Source organism: Gordonia sp. Swx-4 (assembly GCF_030316175.1).
Taxonomy (GTDB): domain Bacteria; phylum Actinomycetota; class Actinomycetes; order Mycobacteriales; family Mycobacteriaceae; genus Gordonia; species Gordonia alkanivorans.
The window spans coordinates 904,990-920,002 of record NZ_CP128197.1 but is presented as its reverse complement, the minus strand read 5'-3'; the positions used below and the strand labels follow the sequence as shown (position 1 = coordinate 920,002).

Below are 15,013 nucleotides of genomic sequence, written 5' to 3'. Positions count from 1 at the left end.
TAGCGGTGTTGTGGATCGAAGTCGACGCGGGCAGGCGTCCTCGACGCCGAGAGCTGCTGTGTCCTCGGTTGTCTCGCCATGGTCACAGCCCCAATCCACGTCGTAGCGTGGGCCACGACTCCCGCTGCTGGTCGACCCAGTACGGCCACGAATGTGTGCCGGGGTCGACGTAGCGGATGGTGGCCGGAACACCGGCAGCGGCGAGCCTCGACTGCAGCTGCTGCGTGCACCACATCGAGCCGACCTCGATCACGCCACCGACGACCTGTCGGTCCGTGGGGTTCTCGTTGCCGGGATAGCCGGGGGCATCGTACTTTCCGGAGCGGCCCGTCCCGGTGGAGACGTAGACGGCAGCGCCCCGGAGGTTTCCCGCCCGGGCGAGCACATCGTGTGCAGCCCAATCCGGGTCGTTCGGGTCGCCCCACATGTTGTTGGCGTCGCCGCCGAACGCCGCGACGATGCCTCGAGGGTAGGCCTGGCCGGCCGGGCCCGTCGTGGTGAAGCATCCGCTGTAGGCGGCCACCGCGTCGTAGAAGCCGGGATTGCGGGCCGCCAGGACGAGCGCGGCACCGGCACCCATCGAGAGTCCGGCGACACCCCGCACACCGTTGCCGGAGAACTGCGCATCGATCAGCGGGGGCAGTTCGCGGGTCAGGAACGTCTCCCACTTGTAGCGGCCGAGCTTCGGATCGTCGCGCTGCCAATCCGTGTAGAAACTGCCGTCACCCGCGATGGGCATGACCACGTTGACGTTCTTGTCGGCATAGAAGCCGGCGAGATCCGTCTTCAGCGTCCACACGCTGTTGTTCGGATCCTGTTCGTTCAGGCCGCCCAGCAGGTACAGCGACGGCCGCGGGCCGGTGTCCGCACGCGGGGTCAGGACCTGCACCTTGATGGTCTTGTCCATGGACGCGGAATGCACGTACACGGCGTGGAGGTGCGGGCCCTCGGCGACCACTCGCTCGATCACGGAGGCGCCCGGTGCCGCGGACGCGGGCCCCGCCACACTGTTGTGGCCAGACCCGAGACAACGATCGCCGCAGCCACAGTGGTCGCGAGAACGCCTGTGGCGCGCATTTTCACACGGCGATACGTGTCCCATCGGGGTCCGGGGCGCGCCTACTGGCGGTACACCCCCGACGCCGGCCACTTCTCCGTGCAGGCCGAGCCGGTCGCGGTCGGCGAGGAAGAGCAGTGGGGCCGGGCACAGGCCGACGCCGACCTCGACATCGAGAACGGACCCGCGTGGCGGCTCGTCGTCGCACGGACCGCCGACGACGCCTCGGTGCTCGTGTCCCTGGTCATCTCCCATGTCATCGCCGACGGCGGGACGGGCGCGGTCGCGGTCCTCGAGGCCGTCCACGGCCCTGGACTACACGCCCGGCACCGCTCCGGGCCTGGTGTCGAACGTCGTCGACGCCGGCGACCTGCTCTGGACCGCGGGGAAGACCGCGATCCGGATGGCGCGCGCGAGTAGGTCCGGACCGCCCGCCTCGCCGGCGCGCGTGACCGGCCGGCCGGCACCCGACACCGACGTCGCCACCGCCGAGATCGCACCGAACGTGACCGTCCTGATCCCGGCCGCCGACTTCACCGCCGCGGCCGAATCCCGGGGCGGCACCGACAACAGCCTTTTCGCGGCGCTCATGGTGGGTGTACTGGAGCGGTGCGGCCGGGTCTCCCCCGGCGACGTCGTCCCGGTGTCGCTGCCCGTCTCGTCACGCACGCCCGACGACCGCCGCGCCAACGCGACGTCGGGCGCCACCGCCTTCGTCGAGGTCTCCCCGGACCGCTACGAGGACCTGTCCGCGGTCCGGACGGCGTGCAAGGACGCCTACAACCGGTTGGCCGCCAACTCGGGCAAAGTGGCCCAGCGAGCAGTCGTCCTGCAGGCGCTGAGCGCCGCCCTCACCCGACGCCTCGCCGCCAACGTCACCACACCGCTGTGCCTCGCCTCCAACGTCGGACTGGTTCCCGACGAGTTCGCGACGCTGGGCACCGGAGAACGTGCCGCACTCTCCATCCGCGCCGTCACCGCGACCGACGATCCCCGCAATCTGCGTGACCGCAAGGGCGGCATCAGCGGCTGGCTCGCGCTCGGCGCCGACGACGTCATGTTCAGCGTGAGTTCGCTCGACCCGGTGCGCATCCCGGACGTGACCACCCTGCGCGAGCTGGTGACCACCGAGCTCGCCGCGTGGGGCCTGCACGGAAGCCGCTGGGGCGCATGAGGATCGCGTTCACCGTCCACGGCAGCCGGGGAGACGTCCAGCCCGCGGTGGCGATCGGCACCGAACTCGCGCGTCGCGGCCACGAGGTCCGCCTCGCCGTGCCCGAGGATCTCGTCGAACTGACCGCGGCGTCCGGGTTGCCGACGCGGATGCTGGCGCCGTCGACGGCCGAGCTGCTGGCCGGTCCACTGGTCAAGGAGCGCCTGAAGTCCAAGAACCCACGGGTCCGGCTGAAGGCGCTGAGCGAGGTCGCCGACCACGGTCGCGCGACCTCGGAACAGGTCATGGCCGAACTCGCCGACGTCTCCGATCTCCTGGTGACCGGGCCGCTGGCGCAGGACCGGGCCGACGCGATCGCCCAGAGCCGTGGCATCGGATTCGTTCCGCTGCACTACTGTCCGCTACGTCCGAGCGCCAGCCTCGCCGTCCGCTACCGCGAGTACCCGCGTCCGGTCTCGCGCGCGATGTGGCGTCTCGCCGACCAGACCTACTGGCTGACGCTGCGCGGTGCCGACCGGAGGCTGCGCACCGAACTCGGCCTCCCGCCCGCGAAAGGCCCACTGGGGAGCCGACTTCGGCGGCGCGGGGTACCCGAGATCCAGGCCTACGACGCCGCCCTGTTCCCCGGACTCGCGAACGACTGGGGACCACAGCGGCCGCTGGTCGGATTCCTTCTGCCGGACAAGGAAACTCGCGCCGCACTCGCCAACGGCGACGACGCGACGTCACGCGCGGTCGAGTGGGCGTCGGCCGGTGAGGCACCCGTCTACGTCGGTTTCGGCAGCATGAAGATCACCGCCGAGCAGATCGGCGGGATCGTGAGCTCGCTCCTCGATCGCGGGCTTCGGGTCATCGGACACACCGATCACGAACTCCCCCAGCATGATCGGCTCCTGCACCTCCAACAGCCGGTCGACCACGAGACCCTGCTCCCGGAATGTCGAGGCGCGGTGCACCACGGCGGCGCCGGCACCACGGCAGCGGCAACACGCGCGGGCATCCCGTCGGTGATCGCGTGGCTCAGCGCGGATCAGCCGATGTGGGCGGCAGCTCTTCGACGGAAAGGTGCCGGTTCCGGCAACAAGCTGGCCCGGTTCGAGCCATCCGATCTCGACCCGCTCACCGATCCGGCGGTGGCGGCTGCGGCCGCGCGTCTGGGGAGGGACCTCACCCCACCGGCCGACGCCGTCGACCGCGCCTGCGAGATCCTGCTGGACGCCGCCGCGCGCTGACCCGGGCGTCGTCGAGCCGCGGTCACGCGTCGTCGAGCAGGGCGGTGGCGACCGCCGCGATCCCCTCGCCGCGTCCGGTCATGCCCAGACCGTCGGTGGTCGTCGCCGACACCGACACCGGTCCGCCGACCGCCGCGGACAGCACTTCCTGAGCTTCGGCACGACGGGGTCCGATCTTGGGACGATTGCCGATGACCTGCACGGCGGCGTTGACGACGCGGAGTCCCTCGGCAGCGATCAGCTCGGCCACATGGGTGAGCATCGCGATGCCGGAGACGCCCTCCCACTCGGGTCGACCGGTGCCGAACACCGACCCGACGTCGCCGAGTCCGGCGGCCGAGAGCACCGCGTCGCACAGGGCGTGCGCACCGACGTCGCCGTCGGAGTGGCCCTCACAGCCGGGCTCGTCGGGAAAGTGCAGGCCGACCATCCAGCAGTCGGCGGATGCGTCGATACGGTGCGCATCGGTGCCGATCCCGACCCTCATGACCGGGCCTCGGCGTCGGCCGCGGTCTCACGGACGACGTCTCGGATGATGCGGAGGTCCCACGGGGTGGTGATCTTCATGGCGAGAGGGTCTCCCGGGACGATGTGGACGGGGATTCCGCAGCGTTCGGCGAGGCCGGCGTCGTCGGTCGCCAGACCGGAATCGTCGGCATGCGCTCGCAGCAGGGCCTCGCGGGTGAAGCCCTGTGGGGTCTGCACCGCGCGGAGTTCTTCGCGGTCGACGGTGCGGGTCACGAGTTCGTGTCCGCTCGCATCCGGTGCGACCTGTTTGAGGGTGTCGACAACCGGCACCCCGGGCACCACGGCCGGATGCCCGGCCGCGACGGCGTCGACCACTCTCGTGAAGACATGAGCGGGCGTCAGGGGACGTGCCGCGTCGTGCACGAGAAGGATCCGGGCATCGCCGGCCGCGGCTATTCCCGCGCGCACCGAATCGGACCGGTGAGCACCGCCGGGAACGACGGCGACCCCGGGGAGCAGCTCTCGAGCATGCTCCACGAGGTCGGCCGGCACCACGACGACAATCGACGCCCCGAGCGATTCGGGGATGTTGTCGACGCAGCGCTCGATGATCGTTGCGCCATCGAGGTCGACGAACGCCTTCGGTACCGGCTCGCCGAGTCGGGTTCCCGACCCGGCGGCCGGGATGATGACGCAGACTGCCGCGCCGGAATCCTCCGGCGTAGTGGTCAATGTTCTACCTGATCAGGTACGAACCGATGTCAGGAAGCCGCCGCGAGGACCTCGTCCAGGATGATGGTGGCCTTCTCGTCGTCGGTGTTCTGCGCGAGCGACAGTTCGTCCACGAGGACTCGGCGGGCACGGGTCAGCATGCGCTTCTCACCGGCCGAGAGTCCACGGTCCTGCTCGCGGCGCCAGAGGTCGCGCACGATCTCGGCGACCTTGATGATGTCGCCGGAGATGAGCTTCTCCTGGTTCGCCTTGAATCGCCGCGCCCAGTTGGTCGGCTCTTCGGTGTGCGGGGCCCGCAGCACCTGGAATACCTGGTCGAGACCCTCTTGCCCGACCACGTCGCGGACGCCCACGTATTCCAACTTCGTCGAGGGAATCTGAACGGTCATGTCACCGTCGGCAACCTTGAGAACAAGGTATTCGATCTGCTCACCCTTGATGGTCCGGGTAACGATGTCTTCGACCCGAGCAGCACCGTGATGGGGGTAAACGACGGTGTCGCCAACTTTGAAATTCAATGTTCCTTGCCCCTTTCGAGTGAACCCAGTCTAGCACGGGCGTTCCGAGGGCCCCACCCAACGGTGCAGGTCAACGCGGTGAACCGGTTCCAGTGCAGGCTCTTCCGAGGTGGCAGGGGGTGCCGTAGCAGCGTGTTCGACGTCAGCAACACAGCTGCGGCGAGCCCCGTGGAGACCCCCCTCCCGAGCCTCGGAACATGCCCTCGCGGACACGAATCGGGCACCCGGGCGGACTTTTCCGGACGACGCCCACTACGCTGCGTAGTGCAGGGTTTCGCGCGCTGCAATTCGACTTCGTTTGACCTGGGAGGATCGGGTGTCAGTGCTTCCACTATCCGCACGGCGGTCGGCGGTTCGGCCGTCTCGTCTGGCCACCGCTGCAGCCACGATCGGCATCGCCGTTGCCCTGGGCACCACCGGTTGCGGTGCGGGACAGATCTCGCAGACCGCCAACCAGCTGCCCGCGGTGAACGGTGCGAACGTCAACATCGAAACGCTGCAGCTGCGGGACGTGCAGATCCTCTACCCGGAGAAGGACGCACCGACCGTCTTCGGCAACGGCGGACCGTTCGAGCTCGCGTTCGTCGTCGCGAACTCCGACCAGACCGCGTACTACCGCCTGAAGGAGATCAAGCCCGAGAAGGGTTCGGTCGAGTTCGTCGAGGGCAGCGACTCCGCGGCTCGCGTCATCGCGCCGGGGCAGGCCCTCAGCAGCGGCACGCCCGTCGGCTCCGTCCGGGACAGCGAGAAGAAGGTCACCGCCGAGCTCACCAACGCGGGCGACACCGTCGCCGCCGGCCTGACCACCGACCTGACCTTCGTCTTCGAGAAGCGCGAGGGCAACGGCTCGTGGGTCCCCGCCGGTGAGACCACCGTGCAGACCCCGGTAGACGCCGGCGCGGAACTCGAGCGCCAGGACGTCGCGCGCAACGCGGAGCCGACGTTCTACAACCAGCATCACGGAGCGGTCGGCCCCGGGGACTCCGAGGGCGGCACACCCGAGACCGGACACGAAGAGGGCGGCGGGCACTGACCCCTCCCCTGAAGACGCACGACGAGGCCCGGCATCCGCCGGGCCTCGTCTGTTCTGTCGGTCCGCCCGCTTAGGCTGACCGGGTGGCAAAACCCAAATCCTCGTATCGCTGCACCGGCTGCGGTCATCAGGTCGCCAAGTGGGTCGGACGCTGCCCCGAATGCAGCGAGTGGGGATCGATCGACGAGGTCGCCGGCGCACCCACGTCCTCCCGGACGACCGCCGCGGTGGCGCCGTCGAGCCCGGCCCTGCGCATCACCGAGGTCGACGCCCAGTCCACCGCGGCGGTGCCCACCGGCATCGGGGAACTCGACCGCGTCCTCGGGCGCGGCGTCGTCCCGGGGTCGGTCATCCTGCTCGCCGGAGAACCCGGCGTCGGCAAGTCGACGCTGCTGCTGGAGACCGTCAAACACTGGGCGGCCCAGGATCGCGTCGCGCTCTACATCACCGGCGAGGAATCGGCCGGTCAGGTCCGTATGCGCGCCGAGCGCACCGGCGCGGTGCACGCCAACGTCTACCTCGCCGCCGAAACCGATCTCGCGACCATCCTCGGCCACGTCGACACCGTGCGGCCGTCGCTGATGATCATCGACTCGGTGCAGACCGTCGTCGCGTCCGGCGCCGACGGCGTGACCGGTGGCGTGACGCAGATCCGCGCCGTCACCACCGCACTGGTCTCGCTGGCCAAGAACCGGGGCATCGCGGTGATCCTGGTCGGCCACGTGACCAAGGAGGGCGCGGTCGCGGGTCCTCGTTCACTCGAGCACCTCGTCGACGTCGTACTCGCCTTCGAGGGCGACAAGCACTCGACGCTGCGGATGGTCCGCGGCGTGAAGAACCGTTTCGGCGCCGCCGACGAGGTCGGCTGTTTCGAACAGCGCGACGACGGCATCCACCAGGTGCCCGATCCGTCGGGAATCTTCCTGCACCAACGGGATTCGGACGTCAGTGGCAGCGTCACGATGGTGACGATGGACGGCAAGCGGGCGCTCGTCGGCGAGGTACAGGCGCTCGCCAACGGGACCGAGATGTCCAACCCCCGTCGTGCGGTGTCGGGCCTCGACTTCAACCGGGTGGCGATGGTCCTCGCCGTGCTGCAGGCGCGCGCCGGCCGCAAGGAACTGGGTAAGTCGGAGGTCTACCTGTCGACGGTCGGCGGCATGCGCGTGACCGAACCCGCCGCCGACCTCGCCATCGCGCTCTCGGTCTATTCGACCCTGACCCAACGCCCCGTCCCCCAGTCGACCGTCGTCATCGGCGAAGTCGGACTCGGCGGCGAGATCCGTCGGGTGTCGGCGGTGGCGCGACGCCTGGCGGAGGCCAAGCGGCTCGGCTTCCGCGAGGCCATCATCCCCGCGGCCACCGACGAGGAACTCCCGAAGGGCATCCGCATCCTCCGGGTCGCCAACCTCGGCGACGCCGTCCACCTCCGCGACTCCGACCCGGTGGACGCGCCGTTCTGAGCCGGCCTCAGAGCTGAGGCTTACCGCCCAGGTACTCCGCCGCCTTGGCGCTGTTCTCGACGTGATCGGCGAAGTGCGCCCGGACGTCGATCTGGACGAACAGGCCGTTCGCCCGCGCCACCGGCCGCTCCGGATCACCGAGGTGCGCAACACCTTCGACGTAGATCTTGCGTCGCTGCTTGCCCAGGATCTCGGCATGCAGGTGCAGGGTCTTGCCCACCGGGATGGGCTGCAGGAAGTCGACCTGGAGGTGCACGGTCACCGCCGCCGGACCGATCAGCCGCGGCGTCATACCCATGACGTCGTCGAACGCACTGGAGAGGATGCCGCCGTGGATCACGCCGGGCCCGCCCTCCATCCACTGCTGGACGGGCATCTTCGCGTCGACGCTGAAGCCCTCGCCCGCGTACATCTCGAGGTGTAGGCCGCGTGGGGACTCTGGGCCACAACCGAAGCACGTCATGTTGTGCGGACGCATGAGTTCGCCCGGTTCGGACGTCTTCGGGTGACGCTCGAGCACGTCGAGTTCGTCGGGCACCACAAAACTGCTGCTCTTCACATCCCGGTACCCTAGTCACCGTTGTGACGACCTGCTTCGACGGGCGTCGTCCGCCCGGGGTGTCCCGGTGCCGAAGGGGAGACATGGTTGCCGAAGTGGTGAAGTCCGAGCTCACGCGTGAGACGTTGGCGCGCGTCGCGCCGGGCACCCCGCTGCGCGACGGCCTGGAGCGGATCCTGCGCGGCGGTACCGGCGCCCTGATCGTGCTCGGTCACGACTCCGACGTGGAGAAGATCTGCGACGGTGGCTTCCACCTCGACGTCGAATTCGCCCCCACGCGGCTGCGCGAGCTCGCCAAGATGGACGGCGCGGTGGTCTTGTCGACCGACGGCAAGCGCATCGTGCGCGCCAACGTCCAGCTCGTGCCGGACCCGTCGATCCCCACCGAGGAATCGGGCACCCGGCATCGCAACGCCGAGCGCACCGCGATCCAGACCGGCCACCCGGTCATCTCGGTCAGCGCTTCGATGTCGATCGTCAGCGTCTACGTCGACGGTGCTCGTCGTGTCGTGGAGAGCCCTGACCCCATCCTGTCGCGCGCGAACGTCGCCCTGGCGACCCTGGAGCGCTACAAGGCACGCCTCGACGAGGTCATCGCCGCGCTCTCGCGCGCCGAGATCGAGGACTACGTGCTGCTGCGCGACGCCATGTCGACCGCACAGCGCATGGAGATGGTGCGCCGGGTGTCGGTGGAGATCGAGGAGTACGTCCTCGAACTGGGCACCAACGGCCGGCAGGTGAGCCTGCAGCTCGAGGAGCTCATCAGCGACAACGACACCATGCGCGAACTCCTCGTCCGCGACTACTACGCCAGTCCCGAACCCGCCACCGCCGAGGACGTGCGGCAGGCGCTCGAGGTGATCGAGGGACTCAGCGATGCCGATCTCCTCGACCTCACGCAGCTCGCGGGCGCCTTCGGCTACCCGACGACGATCGATGCCCAGGACAACGCCATGAGTCCGCGCGGCTACCGGCTGCTCGCTCGCATCTCCCGTCTGCAGTTCGCGCACGTGGACCGGCTCGTCCGCAGCTTCGGCACCCTGCAGGCTCTGCTCGCCAGCACCTCGGCCGACCTCCAGGCCGTCGAGGGCATCGGCAGCATCTGGGCGCGGCACATCCGCGAAGGCCTTTCCCGGCTCGCGGAGACAAGCATCGAGCGATACGACTAGAGCCCCGACGAATCGGGCTTCAGACGATCAGGGTTTTCTGACGATCAGGGTTCTTGCGCCGGGGCGACCACGTTGAAGGTGATCGGGAACGACTCGCGCTCCCCGATCTTGCCGATCGCCGAGTAGGAACCGGCGGGCACCTGCGTCCGCGGACGCTCACAGCCGGGGCTGCTGGTGGTACCCGACCAGGTGATCGTGTCCTTGACCTGCTGTGCGGGCTTGAGGACGACGTTGTTCACGGTTTCGATCGGCGAACAGTCACGCGCCGACCACAGGGTGCGCGACCCGTCGAGCGTCCGCACGATCACGTTCTGAGCGGCCTTGCCCACATCGCGTGTGCAGTCGGACAGACCGGCGTTCGTGGTGACGATCGTGAAGACCGGCTGCTGGCCGATCGTATACGTCGGCTTGTCGGTGTAGAGGACCACCGAGATCGCCTGGTCCGGGCAGAGGTTGGGGCCGGCGGGGCCACCGGGGACTCCTGCGGGGCTCGCCGATTCCGGAGGTGAGGACGCCGACGCGGACGCACCACCCGGGGCTCCGGCACCGGCAGCATTGCCGCCCGGAGCGCCACCGGCGCCGGCGTCTCCGGCGGCGGGCGGTTCGGACGACGGCGGCGCCGACTCCGAGGACGGAGCCGCACTGCTGGGAACGGATGAGGTGGCCGCGGTGTTCTGCGGCGCGTCACCACCCGACGTCATCCACACGATGAGAGCCACGACCAACCCCACGACGACCAGTGCAGCACCCCCGGCGACAACGCGTCGTCGCCAGTAGATCTCGGGGGGCAGCGGGCCCTGGGGTTCGATCACGACCACAACGCTAACGGCCGGATCTTGACTTCCGGTTGATCACGTGCGGCGTGTCGCGGCCGAAAAACAGTCCCCAACAGGCAAAGTCTAGAGTTCGCCTTCAGGTTCCGGGTCGTCCGGAGCGATTCAGGCGGTCTCCGCCACCACGTGGGCCTGCGGCTGCTCGCCGATGTCGCCGTACACGCCCTGCAGGCTCACCCGGCCCTCGCTCAGCTTGTAGGTCAGGCCGACGATCGCGAGTCTCCCGGTGCTGATGCGGTCGGCGATGATCCGGCTGCGCTGCATGAGCAGGCGCCCGGTCTCGACGACGTGGCGGGCCTCGAACTCGTCGACCCGGGTGAGGCCCTCGCTGCGTCCGGCGAGAATGCTCGGGGTGACTCGTTCGACGACGTCGCGGATGTAGCCGCCGGGGATCTGCAGATCGTCGAGGGCGTCGAGGGTCGCCTTCACCGCGCCGCAGCTGTCATGGCCGAGAAGCACGATCAGCGGCACGTCGAGGACCTCGACCGCGTACTCGAGCGAACCCATGACCGCGGAGTCGATGACGTGGCCGGCCGTGCGGACCACGAACATGTCGCCGAGACCCTGATCGAAGATGATCTCGGCGGCCAGACGGGAATCGGCGCAGCCGAAGAGGACCACATGCGGGTGCTGCCCGTCGGCGAGCCGCGCCCGATCCTCGATACCCTGGCTCGGATGTTGAGATTCTCCGGCCACAAATCGGTCGTTTCCGTTGCGCAGGACGCGCCAGGCTTCGCGGGGTGTCTTTCCGATCATGACCAATAGTGTGCCACCGGAGCGATTGATCGGTTGGTTCGGCACCCATGAGCGCGACCTGCCGTGGCGGGACCCGGCATGTACCGGATGGCAGATCCTCGTCAGCGAGATCATGCTGCAACAGACCCCGGTCTCCCGGGTGTTGGAGCCGTGGCGGATGTGGGTCGAGCGCTGGCCGGTGCCGTCGGCGATGGCCGTCGAGCCTGCCGGTGAGGTCCTACGTGCCTGGGGCAAGCTCGGGTACCCCCGGCGCGCCCTGCGCCTCCACGAGTGCTCCAAGGTCCTCGCACGTGATCACGGCGACCGAGTGCCCGACGACGTCGAGACGATGCTCACGCTGCCCGGCATCGGCGACTACACCGCGCGGGCGGTCGCGTGCTTCGCCTACGGCCGGGCGGTACCCGTCGTCGACACCAACGTCCGCCGCGTCATCGCGCGCGCGGTGCACGGTCGCGAGCAGCCCGGTAACCCGTCACGCCGCGACCTCGACGACGCCGAGGCGCTGCTCCCCCGGTCCGGCGCGCCGCGGTTCTCGGCGGCCCTGATGGAACTGGGCGCACTGGTGTGCACAGCACGAAACCCCAAGTGCGACAACTGCCCTCTCGTGGACTGTGCCTGGGTCCGCCGCGGTCGTCCAGCGCACACCGGCCCACCGCGGAAGGCCCAGAAGTTCGTCGGCACCGACCGCCAGGTCCGCGGCCTGCTGCTCGACGTCCTGCGCGGCACCACCGGTTCGGTGGACCGGACGAAGCTCGACGTGGTGTGGACGAGCGACACCGCCCAGCGCGACCGTGCCCTCGACTCCCTGCTCGTCGACGGGCTCGTGGAGATCACCACCGACGGGCGCTACTGCCTTGCGGGCGAGGGCTGAAGCCGTCCGACCGACGGGCGACACCGCAGGTCATATTTCGTGCCAAGGTCGATGACCAGTCATTTGATCGTTCGGGCATAGTCTCCCGCCGGACCCGGATCGTTGCTAATGTCCCGATCCATGAGTCAGCCGCCGTATCCTCCTGTCCCGCCGTCGGACCCGAACCAGCCGGGTGGACAACCCGGGCAGCAGCCGCCCCAGTACGGGCAGCAGCCGCCGCCCCCGCCCCAGTACGGCCAACAGCCCGGGTTCGGGCAGCAGCCACCGCAGTACGGCCAGCAGCCCGAGTACGGTCAGCCGCAATACGGCCAGGCACCGCCTCCGCCGCCCCCGGGTGCACCGCAGTACGGCGATGTCGGCGCATATCCCGGTGGTCCGGGCGCCCCCGGCACCAAGGTCGATGTGGGCGAGGCGTTCTCCTGGGCCTTCAACAAGTTCAAGAACAACGTCGGCGCCATGATCCTCCCGGGTCTCGTGGTATTGCTGCTCGGCGCTGCGCTCATCGCCGTCGGATTCTCGGCCGTCGCACTCTTCGGTACCACCGAACGGGTCGACTACGGCAATGGCTACTACTACGAGGAGACGTCGCTGGGCTTCGGCGGCTCGATTCTCTTCGGCCTCGTGTACCTCGTGTTCATCCTGGGACTGCTCTACATCCAGGCGAGCATCATCTCGGGCGCGGTCCGCGTCGCCAACGGCGAACCGGTGACGGCGAAGTCGTTCCTGACCCCGATCCGCTTCGGACCGGTCGTCGGCACCGCGATCCTGGTCGGCATCATCACCGGAATCGGCTACGCCCTGTGCATCATCCCCGGCATCATCGCGATGTTCTTCCTGATGTTCTCGGTGGTCGCCACCATCGACAAGAGCCTCTCGCCGATCAACGCGATGAAGAACTCCTTCGAGCTGACGAAGTCGAAGGTCGGTGACTCGATCATCACCCTGCTGGTCACCTACGCCATCAACCTGGTCGGCGTACTGGTCTGCTATGTCGGGCTGATCGTCGCCGCCCCGGTCGCCCAGTTGTTCCTGGTGCACTGCTGGCGTCGACTCAACGGCGCACCGATCGCACCCGCCGATCCCGCCTGATCCACAGTCCACCCATTCGGGGCGCGCACGAGACATCGTGTGCGCCCCGATCTATTCGGGTCAGGTGTCCAGCCCGGACAGAAAAGCCTCCACCGCACCGCGATACACGTGCGGCGCGTCGTCGTGGACGAGGTGCCCGGCCCCCTCGACCCGTAGATACTGCGCATGCTCGTTGACCTCGTACATGCGGCGCATCTGCCCGGGCGGGGTGACCGTGTACTCGGCTTCGATCACCAGCGACGGCACCGCGACCTCTTCCCACTCCGCCCAGAAGTCGCGAACGCCCCACTCGTCGGCGATCGCGCCCCACAACGGAATCCGGCCATGGAGCCGACCGTCGTCGAATGCCTCGTAGAAGTACCGGCCGGCCACCGGACCGAACATCGCGACCGCGTCGTCGACGGAATCGAAACGCTCGGGCCAGGACTCGAACCAGGGCGTCCAGTTGGTGGTGGTCCGACCGCGGAAGTCGGGTGCCATGTCCTCGACCACGAGCGCCGCCACGAGCTCCGGATAGGCGGCGGCGGTGCACCAGGCGTGCAGGGCCCCCATCGAGTGCCCGATGAGTACCGCCGGTCCGCGGTCGATCCAGGTGAGGATCTCGGCGAGGTCGGCGACGAACCGCTCGGTCGCGAGTTCTGTTGCGCTGTCCGGCTCCTCGACATCGGCGCCGGTGTGAAAGGCCGCGTCGTAGGTGAACACCCGGCCGTACCGGCGCAACCACGGCACCTGTCGCCGCCACGTGCGCCCACGCCCCATCAGCCCGTGCAGCAGGACGATCGGCCGCGTCGTCGTGCCGTCGTCGAGCGGACCGCGGGCGTCGTCGACGATCACCGGACCCCCGTGGTCACGGAACCCGATCTCGCCGATCGCGTGGGTGTCGAACATGGCCGAAACTGTAGCCGCCCGACCGGTGCCTCGAGCCCGGCAACACCGTCACGACCGCACTCGCAACGCCTATGGTGGACGCATGGCTGTTGTGAAGATCAATGCAATCACCGTTCCCGAGGGCGCCGGACCCGAACTGGAGAAGCGGTTCGCCAACCGCGCCCACTCGGTCGACGGTTCCAAGGGATTCCTCGGGTTCCAGCTCCTGCGTCCGGTGAAGGGCGACGACCGCTACTTCGTCGTGACGCAGTGGGAGTCCGAAGAGGACTTCCAGGCGTGGGCATCCGGCCCGGCACGCGAAGCGCACGCCGGAGAGCGGGCCAAGCCGGTCGCCTCGGGTGCCGATCTGCTCGAGTTCGAGGTCGTCCTCGACGCGCGCCCCAGGGCCTGACGGAGCAGCCCTGAGTTCGTCGATCCCCGCCGGCGAGCAGTTCGTCTCGCCGATGTTCCCGCTCGGCACCGCCCTGCTGCCGGGTGGCGAGTTGCCGCTGCGTGTCTTCGAACCGCGCTACCGGCAGATGGTAGGCGACCACATCGAGGAGTCCGACGGACGATCGACCGTGCGCTTCGGCGTCGTGTTGATCGCCCGCGGCTCCGAGGTCGGCGGCGGCGAGGTCCGGTGCGAGGTCGGCACGATGACACTCGCCGACGTCACCGATCGATTCCCGGACGGTCGGGCGCTGTTGTCCGGCACCGGCACTCATCGCTTCCGGATCGTCGAATGGCTTCCCGACGATCCGTATCCCCTCGCCCGCATCGAGGTGCTCTCCGAACCGGCCCCTTCCGAGGTCGACCTCGAGCGGCTGCACTCGATCGACCAGCGCCTCCGCGTCATCATGCGGCAGACTCTCGAGGCCGCCGGCAAGGACGTCGACACGATCTTCGCCGCACTCGACATCATCGACGCCGATCCCGCGATGGCAGACATCTCGCCCATCTACCGCTGGGCCAACCGACTCCAGGTCGAGCCCCACGATCAGCAACGCCTCCTCGAGGCCGCCGACCCGTCCGGACAGCTCGATGTGCTCGACGACGTCATGGAAGGACTGGAGGCCCGAGCGGCGTTCGGCCGGGGCTGATTCGCGCCGGCCCCTGGCGGCGAAGTTAGAACGTGTTCTAGTATTGCGTGTGCCGTAGTTCACACTTGCCCGCGTGCGGAGAGAAACCCGCC

At 68.9% G+C, this 15,013-nt stretch carries 18 protein-coding genes; 10 read left to right on the top strand and 8 right to left on the bottom strand.

Annotated features, from left to right (window positions below):
• Positions 1–82: 82 nt before the first annotated feature.
• On the bottom strand, positions 83–1,006 hold the full coding sequence (locus PWF70_RS04270) for an alpha/beta hydrolase (RefSeq protein ID WP_483154634.1): 924 nt from the start codon (positions 1,004–1,006) through the stop codon (positions 83–85).
• 87 nt (positions 1,007–1,093) lie between these two features.
• Between PWF70_RS04270 and PWF70_RS24185 the strand changes: the two genes are divergently transcribed.
• From PWF70_RS24185 to PWF70_RS04255, 3 genes are read left to right on the top strand one after another with little or no spacing between them, the layout of a single operon-like run.
• Positions 1,094–1,477 carry a non-ribosomal peptide synthetase family protein gene (locus PWF70_RS24185; protein WP_286352847.1) on the top strand — a complete coding sequence of 128 codons (384 nt, stop codon included), beginning with the start codon at positions 1,094–1,096 and terminating at the stop codon, positions 1,475–1,477.
• Positions 1,401–2,231, top strand: coding sequence for a hypothetical protein (locus PWF70_RS04260; RefSeq protein ID WP_286352846.1), 831 nt, complete (start codon positions 1,401–1,403; stop codon positions 2,229–2,231). The genes PWF70_RS24185 and PWF70_RS04260 overlap by 77 nt, the downstream gene beginning before the upstream one ends.
• Positions 2,228–3,463 carry a nucleotide disphospho-sugar-binding domain-containing protein gene (locus tag PWF70_RS04255; protein ID WP_286352845.1) on the top strand — a complete coding sequence of 412 codons (1,236 nt, stop codon included), beginning with the start codon at positions 2,228–2,230 and terminating at the stop codon, positions 3,461–3,463. The genes PWF70_RS04260 and PWF70_RS04255 overlap by 4 nt, the downstream gene beginning before the upstream one ends.
• A gap of 22 nt (positions 3,464–3,485) precedes the next feature.
• On the opposite strand, the gene ispF is transcribed toward PWF70_RS04255, so the two are convergent.
• The 3 genes from ispF to PWF70_RS04240 are packed head-to-tail and all read right to left on the bottom strand — an operon-like array spanning position 3,486 to position 5,181.
• Complete coding sequence (gene ispF / locus PWF70_RS04250) at positions 3,486–3,950, bottom strand: 2-C-methyl-D-erythritol 2,4-cyclodiphosphate synthase (RefSeq protein ID WP_006358499.1); 465 nt, start codon at positions 3,948–3,950, stop codon at positions 3,486–3,488.
• The gene (ispD, locus tag PWF70_RS04245) at positions 3,947–4,663 is read right to left on the bottom strand and encodes a 2-C-methyl-D-erythritol 4-phosphate cytidylyltransferase (RefSeq protein WP_286352844.1); all 717 of its coding nucleotides are present in this window, start codon (positions 4,661–4,663) and stop codon (positions 3,947–3,949) included. Before ispD ends, ispF begins: the two co-directional genes overlap by 4 nt.
• A gap of 29 nt (positions 4,664–4,692) precedes the next feature.
• The gene (locus tag PWF70_RS04240) at positions 4,693–5,181 is read right to left on the bottom strand and encodes a CarD family transcriptional regulator (RefSeq protein WP_006358497.1); all 489 of its coding nucleotides are present in this window, start codon (positions 5,179–5,181) and stop codon (positions 4,693–4,695) included.
• Between the two features lie 322 nt (positions 5,182–5,503).
• Between PWF70_RS04240 and PWF70_RS04235 the strand changes: the two genes are divergently transcribed.
• Together PWF70_RS04235 and radA are read left to right on the top strand one after the other, a co-directional pair.
• On the top strand, positions 5,504–6,214 hold the full coding sequence (locus PWF70_RS04235; protein ID WP_286352972.1) for a copper chaperone PCu(A)C domain-containing protein: 711 nt from the start codon (positions 5,504–5,506) through the stop codon (positions 6,212–6,214).
• An 83-nt stretch (positions 6,215–6,297) separates the two neighbouring features.
• A complete protein-coding gene (gene radA, locus PWF70_RS04230; RefSeq protein WP_006358495.1) occupies positions 6,298–7,677 on the top strand; it encodes a DNA repair protein RadA in 1,380 nt (459 codons plus the stop codon).
• A gap of 7 nt (positions 7,678–7,684) precedes the next feature.
• Here the strand turns inward: radA and PWF70_RS04225 are convergent, their stop codons facing one another.
• On the bottom strand, positions 7,685–8,215 hold the full coding sequence (locus PWF70_RS04225) for a PaaI family thioesterase (RefSeq protein WP_286352971.1): 531 nt from the start codon (positions 8,213–8,215) through the stop codon (positions 7,685–7,687).
• 104 nt (positions 8,216–8,319) lie between these two features.
• On the opposite strand from PWF70_RS04225, the gene disA reads away from it, so the two are divergent.
• Positions 8,320–9,405, top strand: a complete 1,086-nt coding sequence (gene disA, locus PWF70_RS04220) for a DNA integrity scanning diadenylate cyclase DisA (protein WP_006865342.1) — start codon at positions 8,320–8,322, stop codon at positions 9,403–9,405.
• Positions 9,406–9,449: 44 nt separating this feature from the next.
• Here disA and PWF70_RS04215 read toward each other — a convergent pair whose 3' ends face one another.
• A complete protein-coding gene (locus tag PWF70_RS04215) occupies positions 9,450–10,217 on the bottom strand; it encodes a hypothetical protein (protein WP_006358492.1) in 768 nt (255 codons plus the stop codon).
• A 126-nt stretch (positions 10,218–10,343) separates the two neighbouring features.
• Positions 10,344–10,994 (bottom strand): carbonic anhydrase, encoded by a 651-nt coding sequence (locus PWF70_RS04210; RefSeq protein ID WP_035751798.1) that lies wholly within the window; start codon positions 10,992–10,994, stop codon positions 10,344–10,346.
• Here PWF70_RS04210 and PWF70_RS04205 point away from each other — a divergent pair.
• Entirely contained in the window at positions 10,993–11,865 is an 873-nt protein-coding gene (locus PWF70_RS04205) for an iron-sulfur binding domain-containing protein (RefSeq protein WP_286352843.1), read from the top strand. The two genes, PWF70_RS04210 and PWF70_RS04205, sit on opposite strands and share 2 nt — an antisense overlap.
• A 120-nt stretch (positions 11,866–11,985) precedes the next feature.
• On the top strand, positions 11,986–12,954 hold the full coding sequence (locus PWF70_RS04200; protein WP_286352842.1) for a hypothetical protein: 969 nt from the start codon (positions 11,986–11,988) through the stop codon (positions 12,952–12,954).
• A 60-nt stretch (positions 12,955–13,014) separates the two neighbouring features.
• Here PWF70_RS04200 and PWF70_RS04195 read toward each other — a convergent pair whose 3' ends face one another.
• The gene (locus PWF70_RS04195) at positions 13,015–13,842 is read right to left on the bottom strand and encodes an alpha/beta fold hydrolase (protein WP_286352841.1); all 828 of its coding nucleotides are present in this window, start codon (positions 13,840–13,842) and stop codon (positions 13,015–13,017) included.
• Positions 13,843–13,924: 82 nt separating this feature from the next.
• On the opposite strand from PWF70_RS04195, the gene PWF70_RS04190 reads away from it, so the two are divergent.
• Together PWF70_RS04190 and PWF70_RS04185 are read left to right on the top strand one after the other, a co-directional pair.
• Entirely contained in the window at positions 13,925–14,233 is a 309-nt protein-coding gene (locus PWF70_RS04190; RefSeq protein ID WP_006358487.1) for an antibiotic biosynthesis monooxygenase family protein, read from the top strand.
• Positions 14,234–14,285: 52 nt separating this feature from the next.
• Positions 14,286–14,921 carry an LON peptidase substrate-binding domain-containing protein gene (locus tag PWF70_RS04185; protein ID WP_006358486.1) on the top strand — a complete coding sequence of 212 codons (636 nt, stop codon included), beginning with the start codon at positions 14,286–14,288 and terminating at the stop codon, positions 14,919–14,921.
• Positions 14,922–15,013 lie beyond the last annotated feature (92 nt).

Bases quoted from the DNA above. Each gene is read 5' to 3' on its own strand.
- PWF70_RS04255 (WP_286352845.1), top strand. From the start codon at position 2,228: ATGAGGATCGCGTTCACCGTCCACGGCAGCCGGGGAGACGTCCAGCCC.
- ispF (WP_006358499.1), bottom strand. From the start codon at position 3,950: ATGAGGGTCGGGATCGGCACCGATGCGCACCGTATCGACGCATCCGCC.
- disA (WP_006865342.1), top strand. From the start codon at position 8,320: ATGGTTGCCGAAGTGGTGAAGTCCGAGCTCACGCGTGAGACGTTGGCG.
- PWF70_RS04205 (WP_286352843.1), top strand. From the start codon at position 10,993: ATGACCAATAGTGTGCCACCGGAGCGATTGATCGGTTGGTTCGGCACC.
- PWF70_RS04210 (WP_035751798.1), bottom strand. From the start codon at position 10,994: ATGATCGGAAAGACACCCCGCGAAGCCTGGCGCGTCCTGCGCAACGGA.
- PWF70_RS04200 (WP_286352842.1), top strand. From the start codon at position 11,986: ATGAGTCAGCCGCCGTATCCTCCTGTCCCGCCGTCGGACCCGAACCAG.
- PWF70_RS04195 (WP_286352841.1), bottom strand. From the start codon at position 13,842: ATGTTCGACACCCACGCGATCGGCGAGATCGGGTTCCGTGACCACGGG.
- PWF70_RS04190 (WP_006358487.1), top strand. From the start codon at position 13,925: ATGGCTGTTGTGAAGATCAATGCAATCACCGTTCCCGAGGGCGCCGGA.
- PWF70_RS04185 (WP_006358486.1), top strand. From the start codon at position 14,286: ATGTTCCCGCTCGGCACCGCCCTGCTGCCGGGTGGCGAGTTGCCGCTG.